The sequence below is a fragment of the Streptomyces sp. NPDC052225 genome (genome assembly GCF_040679615.1).
Classification (GTDB): domain Bacteria; phylum Actinomycetota; class Actinomycetes; order Streptomycetales; family Streptomycetaceae; genus Streptomyces.
The window spans coordinates 50,698-66,767 of record NZ_JBFAVD010000037.1 but is presented as its reverse complement, the minus strand read 5'-3'; the positions used below and the strand labels follow the sequence as shown (position 1 = coordinate 66,767).

13 protein-coding genes are annotated in these 16,070 nt (G+C 68.5%); 7 read left to right on the top strand and 6 right to left on the bottom strand.

Going from position 1 to position 16,070, the window contains the following annotated elements; genetic code table 11:
• From AB0L37_RS34845 to AB0L37_RS34815, 7 genes are all read left to right on the top strand, one after another.
• Positions 1-708 (top strand): toxin glutamine deamidase domain-containing protein (locus AB0L37_RS34845; protein WP_365514884.1); only part of this gene is annotated, 708 nt, incomplete at its 5' end.
• The gene (locus tag AB0L37_RS34840; RefSeq protein ID WP_365514882.1) at positions 709-1,005 is read left to right on the top strand and encodes a YrhB domain-containing protein; all 297 of its coding nucleotides are present in this window, start codon (positions 709-711) and stop codon (positions 1,003-1,005) included.
• A 2-nt stretch (positions 1,006-1,007) separates the two neighbouring features.
• A complete protein-coding gene (locus AB0L37_RS34835; protein ID WP_365514879.1) occupies positions 1,008-2,300 on the top strand; it encodes a YrhB domain-containing protein in 1,293 nt (430 codons plus the stop codon).
• A 225-nt stretch (positions 2,301-2,525) separates the two neighbouring features.
• Positions 2,526-4,469: a PIG-L family deacetylase gene (locus tag AB0L37_RS34830; protein WP_365514876.1), complete on the top strand. Its 1,944-nt coding sequence runs from the start codon at positions 2,526-2,528 to the stop codon at positions 4,467-4,469.
• Between the two features lie 95 nt (positions 4,470-4,564).
• A complete protein-coding gene (locus tag AB0L37_RS34825; protein ID WP_365514873.1) occupies positions 4,565-5,005 on the top strand; it encodes a hypothetical protein in 441 nt (146 codons plus the stop codon).
• Positions 5,002-6,390: a hypothetical protein gene (locus AB0L37_RS34820; RefSeq protein WP_365514870.1), complete on the top strand. Its 1,389-nt coding sequence runs from the start codon at positions 5,002-5,004 to the stop codon at positions 6,388-6,390. The genes AB0L37_RS34825 and AB0L37_RS34820 overlap by 4 nt, the downstream gene beginning before the upstream one ends.
• Positions 6,387-6,710: a hypothetical protein gene (locus AB0L37_RS34815; protein WP_365514867.1), complete on the top strand. Its 324-nt coding sequence runs from the start codon at positions 6,387-6,389 to the stop codon at positions 6,708-6,710. Before AB0L37_RS34820 ends, AB0L37_RS34815 begins: the two co-directional genes overlap by 4 nt.
• A gap of 110 nt (positions 6,711-6,820) precedes the next feature.
• On the opposite strand, the gene tuf is transcribed toward AB0L37_RS34815, so the two are convergent.
• The 6 genes from tuf to AB0L37_RS34785 all read right to left on the bottom strand — a co-directional run bounded on the left by tuf (position 6,821) and on the right by AB0L37_RS34785 (position 16,029).
• Positions 6,821-8,014: an elongation factor Tu gene (gene tuf / locus AB0L37_RS34810; protein ID WP_338697311.1), complete on the bottom strand. Its 1,194-nt coding sequence runs from the start codon at positions 8,012-8,014 to the stop codon at positions 6,821-6,823.
• Between the two features lie 153 nt (positions 8,015-8,167).
• Positions 8,168-10,294 (bottom strand): elongation factor G, encoded by a 2,127-nt coding sequence (fusA, locus tag AB0L37_RS34805; RefSeq protein ID WP_365514863.1) that lies wholly within the window; start codon positions 10,292-10,294, stop codon positions 8,168-8,170.
• Between the two features lie 39 nt (positions 10,295-10,333).
• On the bottom strand, positions 10,334-10,804 hold the full coding sequence (rpsG, locus tag AB0L37_RS34800; RefSeq protein WP_116511074.1) for a 30S ribosomal protein S7: 471 nt from the start codon (positions 10,802-10,804) through the stop codon (positions 10,334-10,336).
• Between the two features lie 2 nt (positions 10,805-10,806).
• Positions 10,807-11,178, bottom strand: a complete 372-nt coding sequence (rpsL, locus tag AB0L37_RS34795) for a 30S ribosomal protein S12 (protein WP_003948652.1) — start codon at positions 11,176-11,178, stop codon at positions 10,807-10,809.
• Between the two features lie 292 nt (positions 11,179-11,470).
• Entirely contained in the window at positions 11,471-12,010 is a 540-nt protein-coding gene (locus AB0L37_RS34790) for a DUF1707 and DUF4190 domain-containing protein (protein ID WP_365514860.1), read from the bottom strand.
• A 119-nt stretch (positions 12,011-12,129) separates the two neighbouring features.
• On the bottom strand, positions 12,130-16,029 hold the full coding sequence (locus AB0L37_RS34785; protein ID WP_365514857.1) for a DNA-directed RNA polymerase subunit beta': 3,900 nt from the start codon (positions 16,027-16,029) through the stop codon (positions 12,130-12,132).
• Positions 16,030-16,070: the final 41 nt, after the last annotated feature.

Genomic DNA, 16,070 nt, shown 5'->3' with positions numbered 1-16,070 from the left:
ACCGCCGCCGTCGACGGCTTCAAGAAAGACCCCTCGGAATTCGTCGGCCGCCTCCTCCCCGAACTCATCGGAACCAAAGGCGCCGGACTCGCCCGAGGCGGGATGCGGATGGCGATGAAGGAGGGTCTGGAATCGGGCGCCTCGAACCTCGCGAAGGGCGGCGCGAAATACGCGGACGAGGCTGCGGGCGCGGCGCCGAAGAAGTGGGACGACTTGGCGCGGTCCACGGACCACGTCAAAGAGAAGGCGATCCACGCCGATTCGGTCGACCCGCACAAGGCCCAGGAATTCCTGGACGATCAGTATCCATGGCTGAAGGACGTCAATAACCGGTGGGAGGACGGATACACCCAGAACTGCGCGCACACCACGGTCACGGTCGACCGTCGTCTCGACGGTGTCGAGGTCAGTGCGGCGCCCAGGCCGGGCCCGGGCCATCTGGACGTGGAGCAGCTGGGCGTCAAGGATCCGTCGACCGCCTGGCACCGGGCCGACAGCTACGATGACGTCATTCGCGATCTCCAGGCCAGGGGCGAGGGTTCGAGGAGTGCGGTCTTCATCGGCCGCGGGGACTCCGGACACTTCTTCAACGCGGTGAACACCGAACACGGAGTGGTGTTCCTCGACGGCCAGAGCGGAAAGCTCGGAATGCTGGAGAGAAACGTAAAGGAAATCATGCACGTCCCGTACAGAAATGGGGCTCCATAAATGGTGAGCAGAGCCGAAGCCGTGGAGGCGGCCGCCGCGCTCCTTCGGAGCGTCTATCCGGACAAGTCGGAATCCCTGGTCATGCTTCCGGAGAAGTCTGTCGAGTACCCCTACGGCTGGGCGGTCCGTTTCGACTTCCAGGAGCACATCGAGTCCGGGGACTGGCTCCAGTCGCCGGTCACCAGCGTCGTCGTCGTGCCGCACGACGGCGGCAAGGCCCACTTCCCGCCCAGCGTCTTCCCGGTGGCGGATTACATGAACCGGCGCGCCTCGGGCGACTGGCCGCCCAAGGAGTGAACGTGACACGTCCCGCCGAAGCCGCCGCGGCCTGGCTCCACCACACCTACCGCGGCCTGGTGGAACTCGCCGCCCCGCACCCCGTGCACGAGTCCCCCGCCGCCTGGCTGTTCCCCTGCCGCACCCTGCCGCAGCCGGGCTACCCGGGCACGCCCATGCTCGCGGCCTCGGTCGTCGTGCCCAAGGACGGCAGCAGCCCGTTCCACCCGGCTCCGAGCGCCCCGTTCGCCGACCTCGTGCCGCCGGTTTCGCCCGAGGAGGCCGCTGCCCGCGTCGCCGACCAGCCGCGCCGGATCAATGCCCGCGGCTGCCTCGTCACGCTGCACGCGATGATCGACGGCGGACCGTCGACGCCCCTGCCGTGGCAGCCGTCGGACGAGGCGCCGGGCTGGTGGGACCGGCTGCTGCGACGGTACTTCCCGGAGTTCGAGCCGGTGCCGGTGAGCAGCTGGGACGAGGCCGTGAAGGCGATCGCCGAGCCGGGACCCGACACCCGGGGTGTGGTGTGGGTGCGGCGCGAGGCCGGCGGGCACGAGGTGACGGGGCAGCTCCTGTACGCCCACAACAACAAGGGCCGTGTCGTCTTCCTCGACGGACTGACCTCCTCCCTGGCCCGCCTCGACACCGAGAACGTGCGCGAGCTGGTCCTCGTACGCGCGGCTCCGCGGGTCTCCCGTTCCCCCTGGGAGCGGCCCGCGCCCGATGCCGAGGCCGCCCGGGACAAGGCGCAGCGGTGGCTGGACAGCGCGTACGGCGGCGAGGTGGAGCTCGTCGAGCCCGGTCCCGGTGACGAGACGCGGCGCGGCTGGGTGTTCTCCTGCGACACCCGCCGTCATCTGCGCGGGGGCCGCTGGCAGGACACCCTGCTCGACGCGACGGTCGTCGTCCCCAAGGACGCCACCGCCCCCTTCCACGTCCCGAACTCGGCGCCGTGGTCCTGGCTGGCGCACTGGGACGAGGGGGGCGTCCCGGGCACGGGCTCGTTCCCGGCACCCCCGGCCCCCGGCCGCGCGTACTGGTTCGAGCCGACGCTGGCCGAGCTCGGGCCGGTCCTGTCGGCCTCCGACCACCAGCAGTGGCGGCCGGCGGTGGAGGAGGTCTCGGCCTTCCCGCCGGGTTCCCGCGCGCTGATCTGGGTCCGGCGCACGGACGGGCGGGGACGGGAGGCGGTGGGCTGGCTCGTGACGGCGCTGACCACCGAGTCGGGCGTCCTCCTCTTCGACGGCTCCTCGGAGGAGCCGGTCTCCATGGACGAGACCGGCGTACGGGCCCTGCATGTGATCCGTTACCGCTGACCGGTTCCGCTGCCGGCGCCGACCCCGTCCGGGTGAACAGAACATGTACGCGCATGGAACCTGACACCCCGGGCGACCCTCTAGCCAGGTGAACCACCTGAACCGAGGCGCGCGCCCGATCGACCGCTGCCTCCACAGCGGACGGAGAGCGCCACCTTGCGGAAGAGACCTGCGATACCGCAGCCCGATTTGCCCGGGAAGAGCGGTATCTCCCGTCGGAGCCTCGTGATCGGCGCCGCCGTCGCCGGCGCCCTCACCGGCTGTTCCCGCGTCACCCCCGCTCCCCCGCCGCACACCACCGCCCCGGCCCCCGCGTCGGGCCGCCCCGCAGCCCAGGCCGAGCGCGCCCTGCTGCTCCAGGTCGTCGCCCACCCCGACGACGACCTGTACTTCATGAACCCGGACACCCGGCAGGCCCTTGACGCCGGGACCCCGCTCGTCTGCGTCTACGTCACCGCCGGCGAGGCCGACGGCAGGAACAAGACGCCGTCGGACCGCGCCCCCGCCCCGAACAAGGCCGCCTACTCCGCCGCCCGCCACCAGGGCCTGCGCCAGTCGTACGCGGCCCAGCTCGGCCTGCCCGTCTTCACCGCCTGGCAGACCGGCGTCCTGCGCCTGCCCGGCGGCTTCCACGCCGAGGTCGACACCCTCGAACACCGGGGCAGGCGCGTCGAGTTGGTGTATCTGAACCTCGCGATGCACACCCCGGCGGGCCACATGGGCGTCCCCGCGCTCTGGCGCGACCGCGGCCTCCTGCTGCGCACCCTCGTCCCGGACGGTTCACCGCTGCGCGCCGTCCAGACGTACGACTACGAGTCCCTGGTCGCTGTCCTCGTCGGGCTCTTCGAGCGCTACCGGCCGACCCTCGTGCAGACCCTCGACCCCGACCCGGACATCCAGCTCAGCGACCGGATCACGCAGATCCGCGACAGCGAGCAGCCCGGCTACTCGGACCACGCCGACCACACCGCCGTCGCCTGCTTCAGCTGGGCCGCCCTGATCCGCTGGGCGCAGGAGGCCAAGGGCGGGCCGCCCGCCTTCGTGGCCACCGCCTTCCGCGGCTACTACAACCACCACTGGCCCAAGAACCTGCCGCCCCAGGTCCTCGCCCGCAAGGCCGCCCAGCTCGTCCCGTACGGCGCCGCCCCCGACTGGGCGTGCAGGAACCCCTCCGGCTGCGGCGACTACAACGTCGGCGGCGACCGCCCCCTGACCAACCGCAAGGGCTGGGTCCGCGCCACCCACCACCGTTATCCGGGGCCGCGCCTCGCGCTCGCCGAGAACGCGGACGGCCGCGTCACCGCGTACGGCGTGCTCGGACTGCGTGCGGTGCGCTACGAGGAGGAGGACGGGACGTTCGGTGCCCCCGTCGATCTCGGCGGCGGCCCGCTCGCCCCGGTGCTCGGCAGCGCCGTGCTGCCCGACGGCCGCCACCTCGTGTTCGGCCTGCGGCTCGCCGCGATCGAGGGCAGGGGCGCCCCCGACGTGCGCGAGATCGTGGTCCTGGAGCGGCGCGGCCCGCACACGTACGGCTCCTGGACCGGTCTCGGCAACCCGGAGTCCGACACCGACCGCGGTCGCCGCATCGGTGTCCCGGTGGCCGTCACCGCCCCCGACGGCCGCGTCCACCTCTTCGTACGCAACGCCGATCAGGGCATCAGCACCCGCGTGCGCGACACGGCCGGCACCTGGTCCCCCTGGCGCGACCTCGGCGGCGGCCCCGTACAGGACGGGCTCACGGCGGTCGTCGGCGACGACCGGCAGGTCCACGTGTACGCGCCCGGCCACGACACCGTGCATCACTGGACACCGGACGGGCCCGACCCGCTCGTCGGACTGCCCACCCCCGCCGACGCGATAGCCGCCGCGGGCAGCCGCCTCTACTACCGGCCGCCCGCCTCCGACCGGCTCCTCTCCCCCGGCGGCCCGGACGTGGACTTCCCCGGGTACGGACCGGTGACCGCCGCGGGGCCCTACCTCCTGGGCCGCGACGTCACCGGCCGCGTCCAGCTGCTGCACGACGGCCGCATCACCCGCCCGGCCACCGCCCCGCTCGCCCTGGAAGGCCCGGCCCTGCACGCGGGACGGCTCGGGCCGACGGCGGCGGGCGTCTCCCCGGACGCCCGGCCCTGGCTGTGGCGGCCCTCCCAGGCGAAGGCGAAGGCGTAGCGGAACGGTGACGCCGCGGGGTGCCGCGACCGCCCTCCTCGATGCCATGATCGATTGATGGTCCGTCACGGGGGCGGACCGGCAAAGGGGACGGCATGTCATTCGACGAGGAGTGGGCGCAGTTGAAGGCCGACGCCCTCCAGCGCCGCGCGACCGGGATGCGGCTCAACCAGCTCCCGGCGGAAGCCGGCGGCGGTGCCCCGGCGGCGGGCACCCTGATCGCCAAGGCCGAGTCCATCAACGGCAGTTCGAACCTGCTGATCGAGATAGCCGGCCTGCTCCAGGAGGGCAGGCCCGACGCCGAACTCACCACGCTGGCCCGCGATCCGCGCGCCCACGAGGACGTGGCGGCGGCAGTCACCCGGTTCGCCACGTTCGCCGGCGACCAGTACCTGGACGCGGTCGCCCTGTACACCGCGCTCTCCACCAAGCTCCGCACGGCGGGCGGCGACTTCGTGAAGATCGAGGACGACACCGCACAGCGCTTCCTGGAGCAGGTCCTGGGCGGCAGCTACCTCTCCCCGGAGGCGCGATGAGCACCGGCATCAGCCACCGCAAGGACGTCGAGTTCCTGGAGAGCTGCAGCCCGCCGCTCGTCGAGCGCAACGCCGAGGAGTTCAAGCGCGTACACGATCTGCTGACGTCGGTGGATCCCTCCGCCGAGCGCGCCGAGAAGCACACGCAGTGGAAGAGCGAGGGCAGCACCCACTACGAGGCCCGGCTCGGCGAGGGCCGCAAGCTGGTCACCCTGCTCGCCGACGGTTACGCGAAGGCCGCGACGGCCCTGAGCGACTACGCGACCGCCCTGACCACCGCCAAGGCGCACTACTCCAACGGCAAGCGCACCGAACAGGCCCTCGCCGACCTGATCCACACCAAGGGCACCGCCATCACCCGCGAGGCCCAGGAGGCCGAGCCCATGCGGCAGTGGGAGGACATGCGGGCCACCACCGGCGTCATGGACTTCTTCGCCGAGCTCACCATGGACGTCGACGACATCAAGGACGAGGCGAACCGGCTGCACGACTCCGCGGGCGGCGACTTCCACCTGGCCAAGACCACGGAGAAGGAAGCCCGCGACCTCTGTGTGCACCGGCTCAAGCAGGCGTACGACATGGTGCCGGAGTTCCGTACGTACGCGGACCGCGCCGACCTCGTCGCGGCCGTCCCGGCGCTGCGCCGCGAGGCCGCCGAGGCGAGCTCCGACCCGCTCACGCACCTGCCCGGCAGCGGCCCGAAGCAGGACTACTACCCCATCGCCGGCGACCAGCTCGTCTCGCCGACGCTGCGCGACATCCGGCTCCAGGTCGCGGGGCTGCCCGGCGCCCGCGACAACTACTGGAACCCGCCGGGCAACGACCAGGAGCGGGGCGAGTGGATTCACGCCAACCGCGAGCTCATCAACGCCGCGGCCCGCAACGCGGGGCTGCCGCCCGACATGGTCGCCGGCATCGCGTGGAAGGAGGTCGCGGGGCAGCCCGGCTACGCCGACGACGTCACCGACACGCTGCGCGAGCAGGCCGACTCCCCGCTCAGCCCCATCGCCCCGGAGAACCTCCCCTGGCGGCTCGGCGGCGACCCGGACAACACGTCCTTCGGCCCCATCGCGATCCAGGTCCGCCGCGGCGCCGAGGTCCTCGGCTACGACCCCGACCACCTCACCGACCAGCAGCGCGCCACCGTCGAGGAGTCCCTCCAGGACCCGGGGCAGAACATGTTCATCGCCTCCGAGTACCTGGCCCAGCTGAAAGCGGAGTCCGGCTTCGCCGACGTACCGCCCGAGGAGATGACCGACGCCCAGAAGCAGGAGCTCGCCGCCCGGTACAACGGCGGCCCCTACTGGGAGTCCGGCCAGGCCCAGCGGTACGGGGGAGACTTCGCCGACAACCTCGACAACGCCAGGAAGGCCATGCGGCCATGAGCCACCCCGCGATCCCGCACCCCGACGACACCGACCGCGGCTGCCTGCGCCTCGTGCTGGCCGTCCCGTTCGCCCTGCTCACCCTGGTCGCGGCCTTCTTCTGCTGGACGGCCGTGACGATCCGCCCGGGGTACCCGGAGGACGAGGACGCGTACCGCGGAATCGAGGTGTCCTGCTTCGTCACCGTGTTCCTCACGGCCGCGGTCGTGATCCTGTGGCTGCTGCCCTCGGTACGCCGGGTCATGCGCTGGCCGTGGGCGGCACCGGCAGCGGTCCTGCTGGCGGTCGCCGTGGTGCGCTGGGTGACCGTCCCCCAGTAGCAAGGCATGCGAAAAGGGCCCGTACGACCGAAGTCGTACGGGCCCTTTCACAGCAGCTCGCAGGAGCTACCAGGCATCAAGCCCCGAGGGGACTCGACAAGTAAGCGGACTTACTTGTTGATCTTGATGACCTGGCCGGCGCCGACGGTCCGGCCACCCTCACGGATGGCGAACTTCAGGCCCTCTTCCATGGCGACGGGCTGGATGAGCTCAACGGTCATCTCAGTGTTGTCACCCGGCATGACCATCTCGGTGCCCTCGGGGAGGGTCACGACGCCGGTCACGTCCGTGGTACGGAAGTAGAACTGCGGGCGGTAGTTGTTGAAGAACGGGGTGTGACGGCCACCCTCGTCCTTCGACAGGATGTACGCCTGCGCCTCGAACTCGGTGTGCGGCGTGACCGAACCCGGCTTGATGATGACCTGGCCGCGCTCGACGTCCTCGCGCTTGATGCCACGGAGGAGCAGACCGACGTTCTCACCGGCCTGGCCCTCGTCGAGGAGCTTGCGGAACATCTCGATGCCGGTGACCGTGGTGGTGGTCTTCTCGGTCTTGATGCCGATGATGTCGACGGTCTCGTTGACCTTGAGGACACCACGCTCGATACGACCGGTGACGACGGTGCCACGACCGGTGATCGTGAAGACGTCCTCGATCGGCATCAGGAACGGCTTGTCGACGTCACGCTCGGGCTCCGGGATGGACTCGTCGACAGCCTTCATCAGGTTGAGGACGGACTCACCCCACTCCTTGTCGCCCTCGAGCGCCTTGAGCGCCGAGACCTTGACGACCGGCAGGTCGTCGCCCGGGAACTCGTACTCGGAGAGGAGCTCACGGACCTCGAGCTCGACGAGCTCCAGGATCTCCTCGTCGTCCACCATGTCGGCCTTGTTCAGGGCGACGACGATGTACGGAACGCCGACCTGGCGGGCCAGGAGCACGTGCTCCTTGGTCTGCGGCATCGGGCCGTCCGTGGCGGCGACCACGAGGATGGCGCCGTCCATCTGCGCGGCACCCGTGATCATGTTCTTGATGTAGTCAGCGTGACCGGGGCAGTCGACGTGCGCGTAGTGACGCGTCTCCGTCTGGTACTCGACGTGCGCGATCGAGATCGTGATACCGCGCTGGCGCTCCTCAGGAGCCTTGTCGATCTGGTCGAAGGCCGAGGCCTCGTTCAGGTCCGGGTACGCGTCGTGCAGCACCTTGGTAATGGCGGCCGTGAGGGTCGTCTTACCGTGGTCAATGTGACCGATGGTGCCGATGTTGACGTGCGGCTTAGTCCGCTCGAACTTCGCCTTCGCCACTGGGTCCTCCTGTGGAGTGGTTCTGTACGCCTTGCTTCATCGGCGCCAGGTGATCTTTGCTGGAAAGCCCGGGCCCGGGGGCATTCAGAGGCGTTCGCCCCTGAATGCCCTGTCGGGCTCCGGAGTCAAGCCTAAAGCGTGAACTCGAGTGAGTTACTCGCCCTTGGCCTTCGCGATGATCTCCTCGGCGACGTTCCGCGGAACCTCGGCGTAGGAGTCGAACTGCATTGAGTAGCTTGCGCGACCCGACGTCTTGCTGCGGAGGTCTCCGACGTAGCCGAACATCTCCGAGAGGGGCACGAGGCCCTTCACGACGCGAGCGCCGCTGCGCTCCTCCATGGCCTGGATCTGGCCACGGCGGGAGTTGATGTCACCGATGACGTCGCCCATGTAGTCCTCGGGCGTGGTGACCTCGACGGCCATCATCGGCTCGAGCAGCACGGGCTTCGCCTGCCGCGCGGCCTCCTTGAAGGCCTGCGAACCGGCGATCTTGAAGGCGAGCTCGGAGGAGTCGACCTCGTGGTACGCACCGTCGAGAAGCGTGACGCGGACGCCCGTCATCTCGTAGCCGGCCAGGATGCCGAACTGCATGGCTTCCTGCGCACCCGCGTCCACCGACGGGATGTACTCCCGGGGGATGCGGCCACCCGTGACCTTGTTGACGAACTCGTACGAGGCCTCGCCGCCCTCGATGGGCTCGATCGCGATCTGCACCTTGGCGAACTGACCGGTACCACCGGTCTGCTTCTTGTGGGTGAAGTCCACGCGCTCGACGGCCCGACGGATCGTCTCGCGGTACGCGACCTGGGGCTTGCCGACGTTCGCCTCGACGCGGAACTCGCGCTTCATGCGGTCGACGAGCACCTCGAGGTGAAGCTCGCCCATACCGCCGATGACGGTCTGGCCGGTCTCCTCGTTGGTGTGCACCTGGAAGGAGGGGTCCTCCTCCGAGAGACGCTGGATGGCGACACCCAGCTTCTCCTGGTCACCCTTGGACTTCGGCTCGATGGCGACCTCGATGACAGGCGCCGGGAAGTCCATGGACTCCAGGATGACCTGCTGCTTGTCGTCACAGAGCGTCTCGCCCGTGGTGGTCTGCTTCAGACCCATGACGGCGACGATGTCACCGGCGCCCACCGACTCGATCTCCTCACGCTTGTTCGCGTGCATACGGTAGATCTTGCCGATGCGCTCCTTCTTGCCCTTGGTGGGGTTCAGCACCGCGGTGCCGGACTCCAGGCGGCCCGAGTAAACCCGGACGAAGGTGAGCTTGCCGAGGTGCGGGTCGCTCATGATCTTGAAGGCAAGAGCGGCCAGCGGCTCGTCGTCCGACGGCTTGCGCTTGACGACGACCTCGGGGTCCTTGACGTCGTGGCCCTCGATGGCCTCGACGTCGAGCGGGGTCGGCAGGTAGCGCACGACGGCGTCGAGCAGGGGCTGAACACCCTTGTTCTTGAACGCGGTGCCACAGAACACGGGGGTGACGGTCGTGTCGCCGCCCTTGCCCGAAGCGATGGTGATGCGACGCACGGCCGCGTAGATCTGCTCCACCGTGGGCTCGGTGCCCTCGAGGTACAGCTCCATCATCTCTTCGTCGTTCTCGGCGATCGCCTCGAGCAGCTTGCCGCGGTACTCATCGGCAGCCTCGGTGTGCGTGGCCGGGATGTCGACGACGTCGTACGCCTCGCCCTTGGCGGCCTCGGCCGACCAGACGAGCGCCTTCATCGTGACGAGGTCGACGACACCCTGGAAGTCGGCCTCGGCACCGATCGGCAGCTGCATGACGAGCGGGGTCGCACCGAGGCGGTCGACGATCATGTCGACGCAGCGGTGGAACTCGGCACCCGTACGGTCCAGCTTGTTGACGAAGCAGATGCGCGGCACGCCGTAACGGTCGGCCTGACGCCACACCGTCTCGGACTGCGGCTCGACACCGGCGACACCGTCGAACACGGTCACGGCACCATCGAGGACACGCAGGGAGCGCTCCACCTCGACGGTGAAGTCGACGTGACCCGGGGTGTCGATGATGTTGATCGTGTAGTCGTTGTCCTCGAGCGGCCAGTGGCAGGTGGTCGCAGCAGACGTGATCGTGATGCCACGCTCCTGCTCCTGCTCCATCCAGTCCATCGTGGCAGCGCCGTCGTGGACCTCACCGATCTTGTACGAAACGCCGGTGTAGAACAGGATCCGCTCGGTGGTGGTCGTCTTGCCCGCGTCGATGTGGGCCATGATGCCGATGTTGCGCACCTTGGCCAGGTCAAGCGAAGTGGTAGCCATAAGGCTTCAGTCTTCTCTCGGTCTCGATGTGGGTTGCGACTACCAGCGGTAGTGCGCGAAGGCCTTGTTGGACTCGGCCATCTTGTGCGTGTCCTCGCGCTTCTTCACGGCAGCACCGAGGCCGTTGGAGGCGTCGAGCAGCTCGTTCATCAGACGCTCGGTCATCGTCTTCTCGCGGCGGGCGCGCGAGTAGCCGACGAGCCAGCGGAGCGCGAGCGTGTTGGCGCGACCGGGCTTGACCTCGATCGGCACCTGGTAGGTGGCGCCACCGACACGGCGGGACTTGACCTCGAGGGTCGGCTTGATGTTCTCCAGCGCGCGCTTCAGCGTGATGACCGGGTCGTTGCCCGACTTCTCACGCAGACCCTCCATGGCGCCGTACACGATGCGCTCGGCGGTGGAGCGCTTGCCGTTCAGCAGCACCTTGTTGATGAGGGAGGTCACCAGAGGAGAACCGTAGACCGGGTCGATGATGACCGGGCGCTTCGGGGCGGGGCCCTTACGAGGCATTCTTACTTCTCCTTCTTGGCGCCGTAGCGGCTGCGGGCCTGCTTGCGGTTCTTGACACCCTGGGTGTCGAGCGAACCGCGGATGATCTTGTAACGAACACCAGGCAGGTCCTTCACACGGCCGCCACGCACGAGCACGATGGAGTGCTCCTGCAGGTTGTGTCCCTCACCCGGGATGTAGGCCGTGACCTCGATCCCGGAGGTCAGACGCACACGCGCGACCTTCCGGAGGGCCGAGTTCGGCTTCTTCGGGGTGGTCGTGAACACACGCGTGCAGACGCCACGGCGCTGGGGCGAACCCTCGAGCGCGGGCGTCTTGTTCTTCTCGACCTTGTCCTGCCGGCCCTTCCGGACCAGCTGCTGGATCGTAGGCACTACTTCTCCGGTTTCTGTGTGCCGATCGTGAAACTAACCTGGAACATCGCCGACCCACGCGGTCGGGTGTGTCGAATACTGCAGACCCCCGCTGAAGGCGGGAAAACGGCAGATTGCGGTGACCTTGATCGAAACCTTGACCGGTATCGATCGGGGCTCGCCGTGCGGCTGAAAACACGCACACGAGCCCAGGCACACCCCAGGCACAAGGTCTGAGCGTACCTATCTCATACGCTGCGGTCAAAACAAATGCCCCGCAGCCAGGACACGCCGGGCGGAGCGTCACTGCGTGCTACTGGCCGGGACTCTGTGCCGCCACCACGATCAGCAGAAGCAGCACCGCCGTCCACGCCGCGACCGACAGCCACCCGAGCACCAGGCCGCCGACGGCCATCCCGTCGCCCTGCTCTCCCGTGCGCCGGATCTCGGCCCGCGCCATGTGCCCCAGGATCACGGCAGGGATCCCGGTGGCCCCCATCGTGAGGAACGTGGCCACCCCGCACGAGAGCGCGCCGATCGCCTTGCTGTTGGTGGGCGGCGGCGGCAGCGGAGCCGGCAGGAACGTCCGCGGCACCGGAGCCGTCTGGAAGGACTGCTGCGGTACGGGCCCCTGCGGCAGGTCCGCGACGAGCACCCCCAACTCGGCCACGGTACGCGCCTGGTAGGCCCGCTCGATGCGCCGCTCGTACTCGACCTGCGGCAGCCGCCCCTCGGCGAACCCGGCCCGCAGCACGTCCACCGCGCGCTCCCGGTCGGCGTGCGCGGCGAGCATCGACGGCTGCTGACCCTGCTGCGGCGGCCAGGGAGCCGGCTGCCACGACGGATTCGACACGAGACCACTCCCCCGGAGCCGGACATCTGGTGCCTCCATCATGCGCCAACGCGCCGCAGGGCGGCCACCCTGACTTTCGTCGGGGTGACCGCCCTGCGGATCACGCGGGTACTGCTCGCTTACTGGTTGTACGGACCGTAGTCGTAGTCCTCCAGCGGAACGGCCTGGCCGGAGCCGGTGCCGAACGGCGAGTAGTCGATGTCGTCGTAGCCGACGGCCGAGTACATCGCGGCCTTGGCCTCCTCGGTGGGCTCCACCCGGATGTTGCGGTAGCGGGACAGACCCGTACCGGCCGGGATGAGCTTACCGATGATGACGTTCTCCTTGAGGCCGATGAGGCTGTCGGACTTGGCGTTGATCGCCGCATCCGTCAGGACTCGGGTCGTCTCCTGGAAGGAGGCGGCCGACAGCCAGGACTCCGTCGCCAGCGAGGCCTTGGTGATACCCATCAGCTGCGGACGGCCGGAGGCGGGGTGACCGCCCTCGGTGACCACACGACGGTTCTCGGTCTCGAACTTCGAGCGCTCGACGAGCTCGCCCGGCAGGAGCTCCGCGTCGCCGGACTCGATGATCGTCACGCGGCGCAGCATCTGCCGGATGATGATCTCGATGTGCTTGTCGTGGATCGACACGCCCTGCGAGTTGTAGACCTTCTGGACTTCGCCGACCAGGTGGACCTGGACCGCACGCTGACCGAGGATGCGCAGCACGTCGTGCGGGTTGGTGGCACCCACGGTGAGCTTCTGGCCCACCTCGACGTGGTCGCCCTCGCCGACGAGCAGACGGGCGCGCTTCGAGATCGGGAAGGGGATCTCGTCGCTGCCGTCGTCCGGCGTGACGACGATCTTCTTGGTCTTCTCGGTCTCCTCGATCCGGACCCGGCCCGCGGACTCCGAGATCGGGGCGACACCCTTCGGCGTACGAGCCTCGAAGAGCTCGACGACACGGGGCAGACCCTGGGTGATGTCGTCACCGGCCACACCACCGGTGTGGAAGGTACGCATCGTCAGCTGGGTACCGGGCTCACCGATGGACTGGGCGGCGATGATGCCGACCGCCTCACCGATGTCGACCAGCTTGCCGGTGGCGAGCGAACGGCCGTAGCAGAAGGCACAGGTGCCGACCGCGGACTCACAGGTCAGGACCGAGCGGGTCTTGACCTCCTCGACGCCGTTGGCGACCAGGGCGTCGATGAGGACGTCACCCAGGTCGACGTTGGCCGGCGCGATGACCTTGCCGTCGACGACGATGTCCTCGGCGAGCATACGGGCGTACACGCTGGTCTCGACGTCGTCCGTCTTGCGCAGGACGCCGTCCTCGCCGCGGACGGCGATCTTCAGGCGCAGACCACGGTCGGTGCCGCAGTCCTCCTCGCGAATGATGACGTCCTGCGAGACGTCCACCAGACGACGGGTCAGGTAACCCGAGTCGGCGGTACGCAGGGCGGTGTCCGCCAGACCCTTACGAGCACCGTGCGTCGAGATGAAGTACTCGAGCACCGACAGGCCTTCACGGAAGGAGGCCTTGATCGGGCGCGGGATCGTCTCGTTCTTGGCGTTCGACACCAGACCACGCATACCGGCGATCTGACGCATCTGCATCATGTTTCCTCGGGCACCCGAGTCAACCATCATGAAGATGGGGTTGGTCTTCGGGAAGTTCGCGTTCATCGCCTCGGCAACCTCGTTGGTCGCCTTGGTCCAGATCGCGATGAGCTCCTGAGTGCGCTCTTCCTTCGTGATGAGACCGCGCTCGTACTGCTTCTGGACCTTCTCGTCCTGCGCCTCGTAGCCCGCGACGATCTCCTTCTTCGCCTCGGGAACGACGACGTCGGAGATGGCCACGGTGACACCGGAACGGGTCGCCCAGTAGAAGCCCGCCGCCTTCAGGTTGTCGAGCGTCGCCGCCACGATGACCTTGGGGTAGCGCTCGGCCAGGTCGTTGACGATCTCGGAGAGCTGCTTCTTGCCCACCGAGTAGTCGACGAACGGGTAGTCCTCGGGCAGCAGCTCGTTGAAGAGCGCGCGGCCCAGCGTCGTACGCAGACGGAAGCTGTCGCCCGCCTGGTACTCCGGCTCGCCCTCCTCGGCCACCGGCGGCGTCCAGCCACGCGGCGGGATGGTGCCCACCGGGAAGCGGATGTCGATCGGCGACTGGAGCGCCAGCTCGCCGGCGTCGAACGCCATGATCGCCTCGGCGACGGAGCCGAACGCGCGGCCCTCGCCCTTGGTGTCACGGAGCTCACCGTCGGTGGAGAGGAAGAACAGACCGAGGACCATGTCCTGGGTCGGCATCGTCACCGGACGGCCGTCGGCGGGCTTGAGGATGTTGTTCGAGGACAGCATCAGGATGCGGGCCTCGGCCTGCGCCTCCGCGGACAGCGGCAGGTGCACGGCCATCTGGTCACCGTCGAAGTCCGCGTTGAACGCGGTGCAGACGAGCGGGTGGATCTGGATGGCCTTGCCCTCGACCAGCTGCGGCTCGAAGGCCTGGATGCCGAGGCGGTGCAGGGTGGGAGCACGGTTCAGCAGAACCGGGTGCTCGGCGATGACCTCTTCGAGGACGTCGTACACGACCGTGCGGCCGCGCTCCACCATGCGCTTGGCGCTCTTGATGTTCTGCGCGTGGTTCAGGTCGACCAGGCGCTTCATCACGAACGGCTTGAAGAGCTCCAGCGCCATGGCCTTGGGCAGACCGCACTGGTGCAGCTTCAGCTGCGGACCGACGACGATGACGGAACGCGCGGAGTAGTCCACACGCTTACCGAGCAGGTTCTGACGGAAACGACCCTGCTTGCCCTTCAGCATGTCGCTGAGGGACTTCAGCGGGCGGTTGCCCGGGCCCGTCACCGGACGACCACGACGACCGTTGTCGAAGAGGGCGTCGACGGCCTCCTGAAGCATGCGCTTCTCGTTGTTCACGATGATCTCGGGCGCACCGAGGTCGAGGAGTCGCTTCAGACGGTTGTTGCGGTTGATCACGCGGCGGTACAGGTCGTTCAGGTCGGAGGTCGCGAAGCGGCCACCGTCCAGCTGCACCATCGGACGCAGGTCCGGCGGGATGACCGGCACGCAGTCGAGCACCATGCCCTTGGGGCTGTTGCTGGTCTGCAGGAACGCGGAGACGACCTTGAGGCGCTTGAGCGCACGGGTCTTCTTCTGGCCCTTGCCGGTACGGATGATCTCGCGGAGACGCTCGGCCTCCTCCTCGAGGTCGAAGGTCTCGAGGCGCTTCTGCAGCGCCGCGGCACCCATCGAGCCGTCGAAGTACGTGCCGAAGCGGTCACGCAGCTCGCGGTAGAGGAGCTCGTCGCCCTCCAGGTCCTGGACCTTGAGGTTCTTGAAGCGCGACCAGACCTCGTCCAGACGGTCGATCTCGCGCTGCGCACGGTCGCGCAGCTGCTTCATCTCGCGCTCGGCACCCTCGCGCACCTTGCGGCGCACATCGGCCTTGGCGCCCTCGGCCTCGAGCTCGGCCAGGTCGGTCTCGAGCTTCTTGGCGCGGGCCTCGAGGTCCGAGTCACGACGGTTCTCGACCTGCTGACGCTCGACCTGGACGTGCGCCTCGAGCGAGGGCAGGTCGCGGGTACGACGCTCTTCGTCGACGTACGTGATCATGTACGCGGCGAAGTAGATGACCTTCTCGAGGTCCTTCGGGGCGAGGTCGAGCAGGTAGCCCAGACGCGACGGAACGCCCTTGAAGTACCAGATGTGGGTGACGGGAGCGGCCAGCTCAATGTGGCCCATCCGCTCACGACGCACCTTGGCGCGCGTGACCTCGACGCCACAGCGCTCGCAGATGATGCCCTTGAAGCGGACACGCTTGTACTTACCGCAGTAGCACTCCCAGTCCCGGGTCGGACCGAAGATCTTCTCGCAGAAGAGTCCGTCCTTTTCGGGCTTGAGGGTGCGGTAGTTGATGGTCTCGGGCTTCTTGACCTCGCCGTGGCTCCACTGACGGATGTCGTCAGCGGTGGCCAGACCGATCCGGAGCTCATCGAAGAAGTTGACGTCGAGCACTATGCGTCAATCCCTCTCAGGGTTGTAAGTCTGTGGTCTGA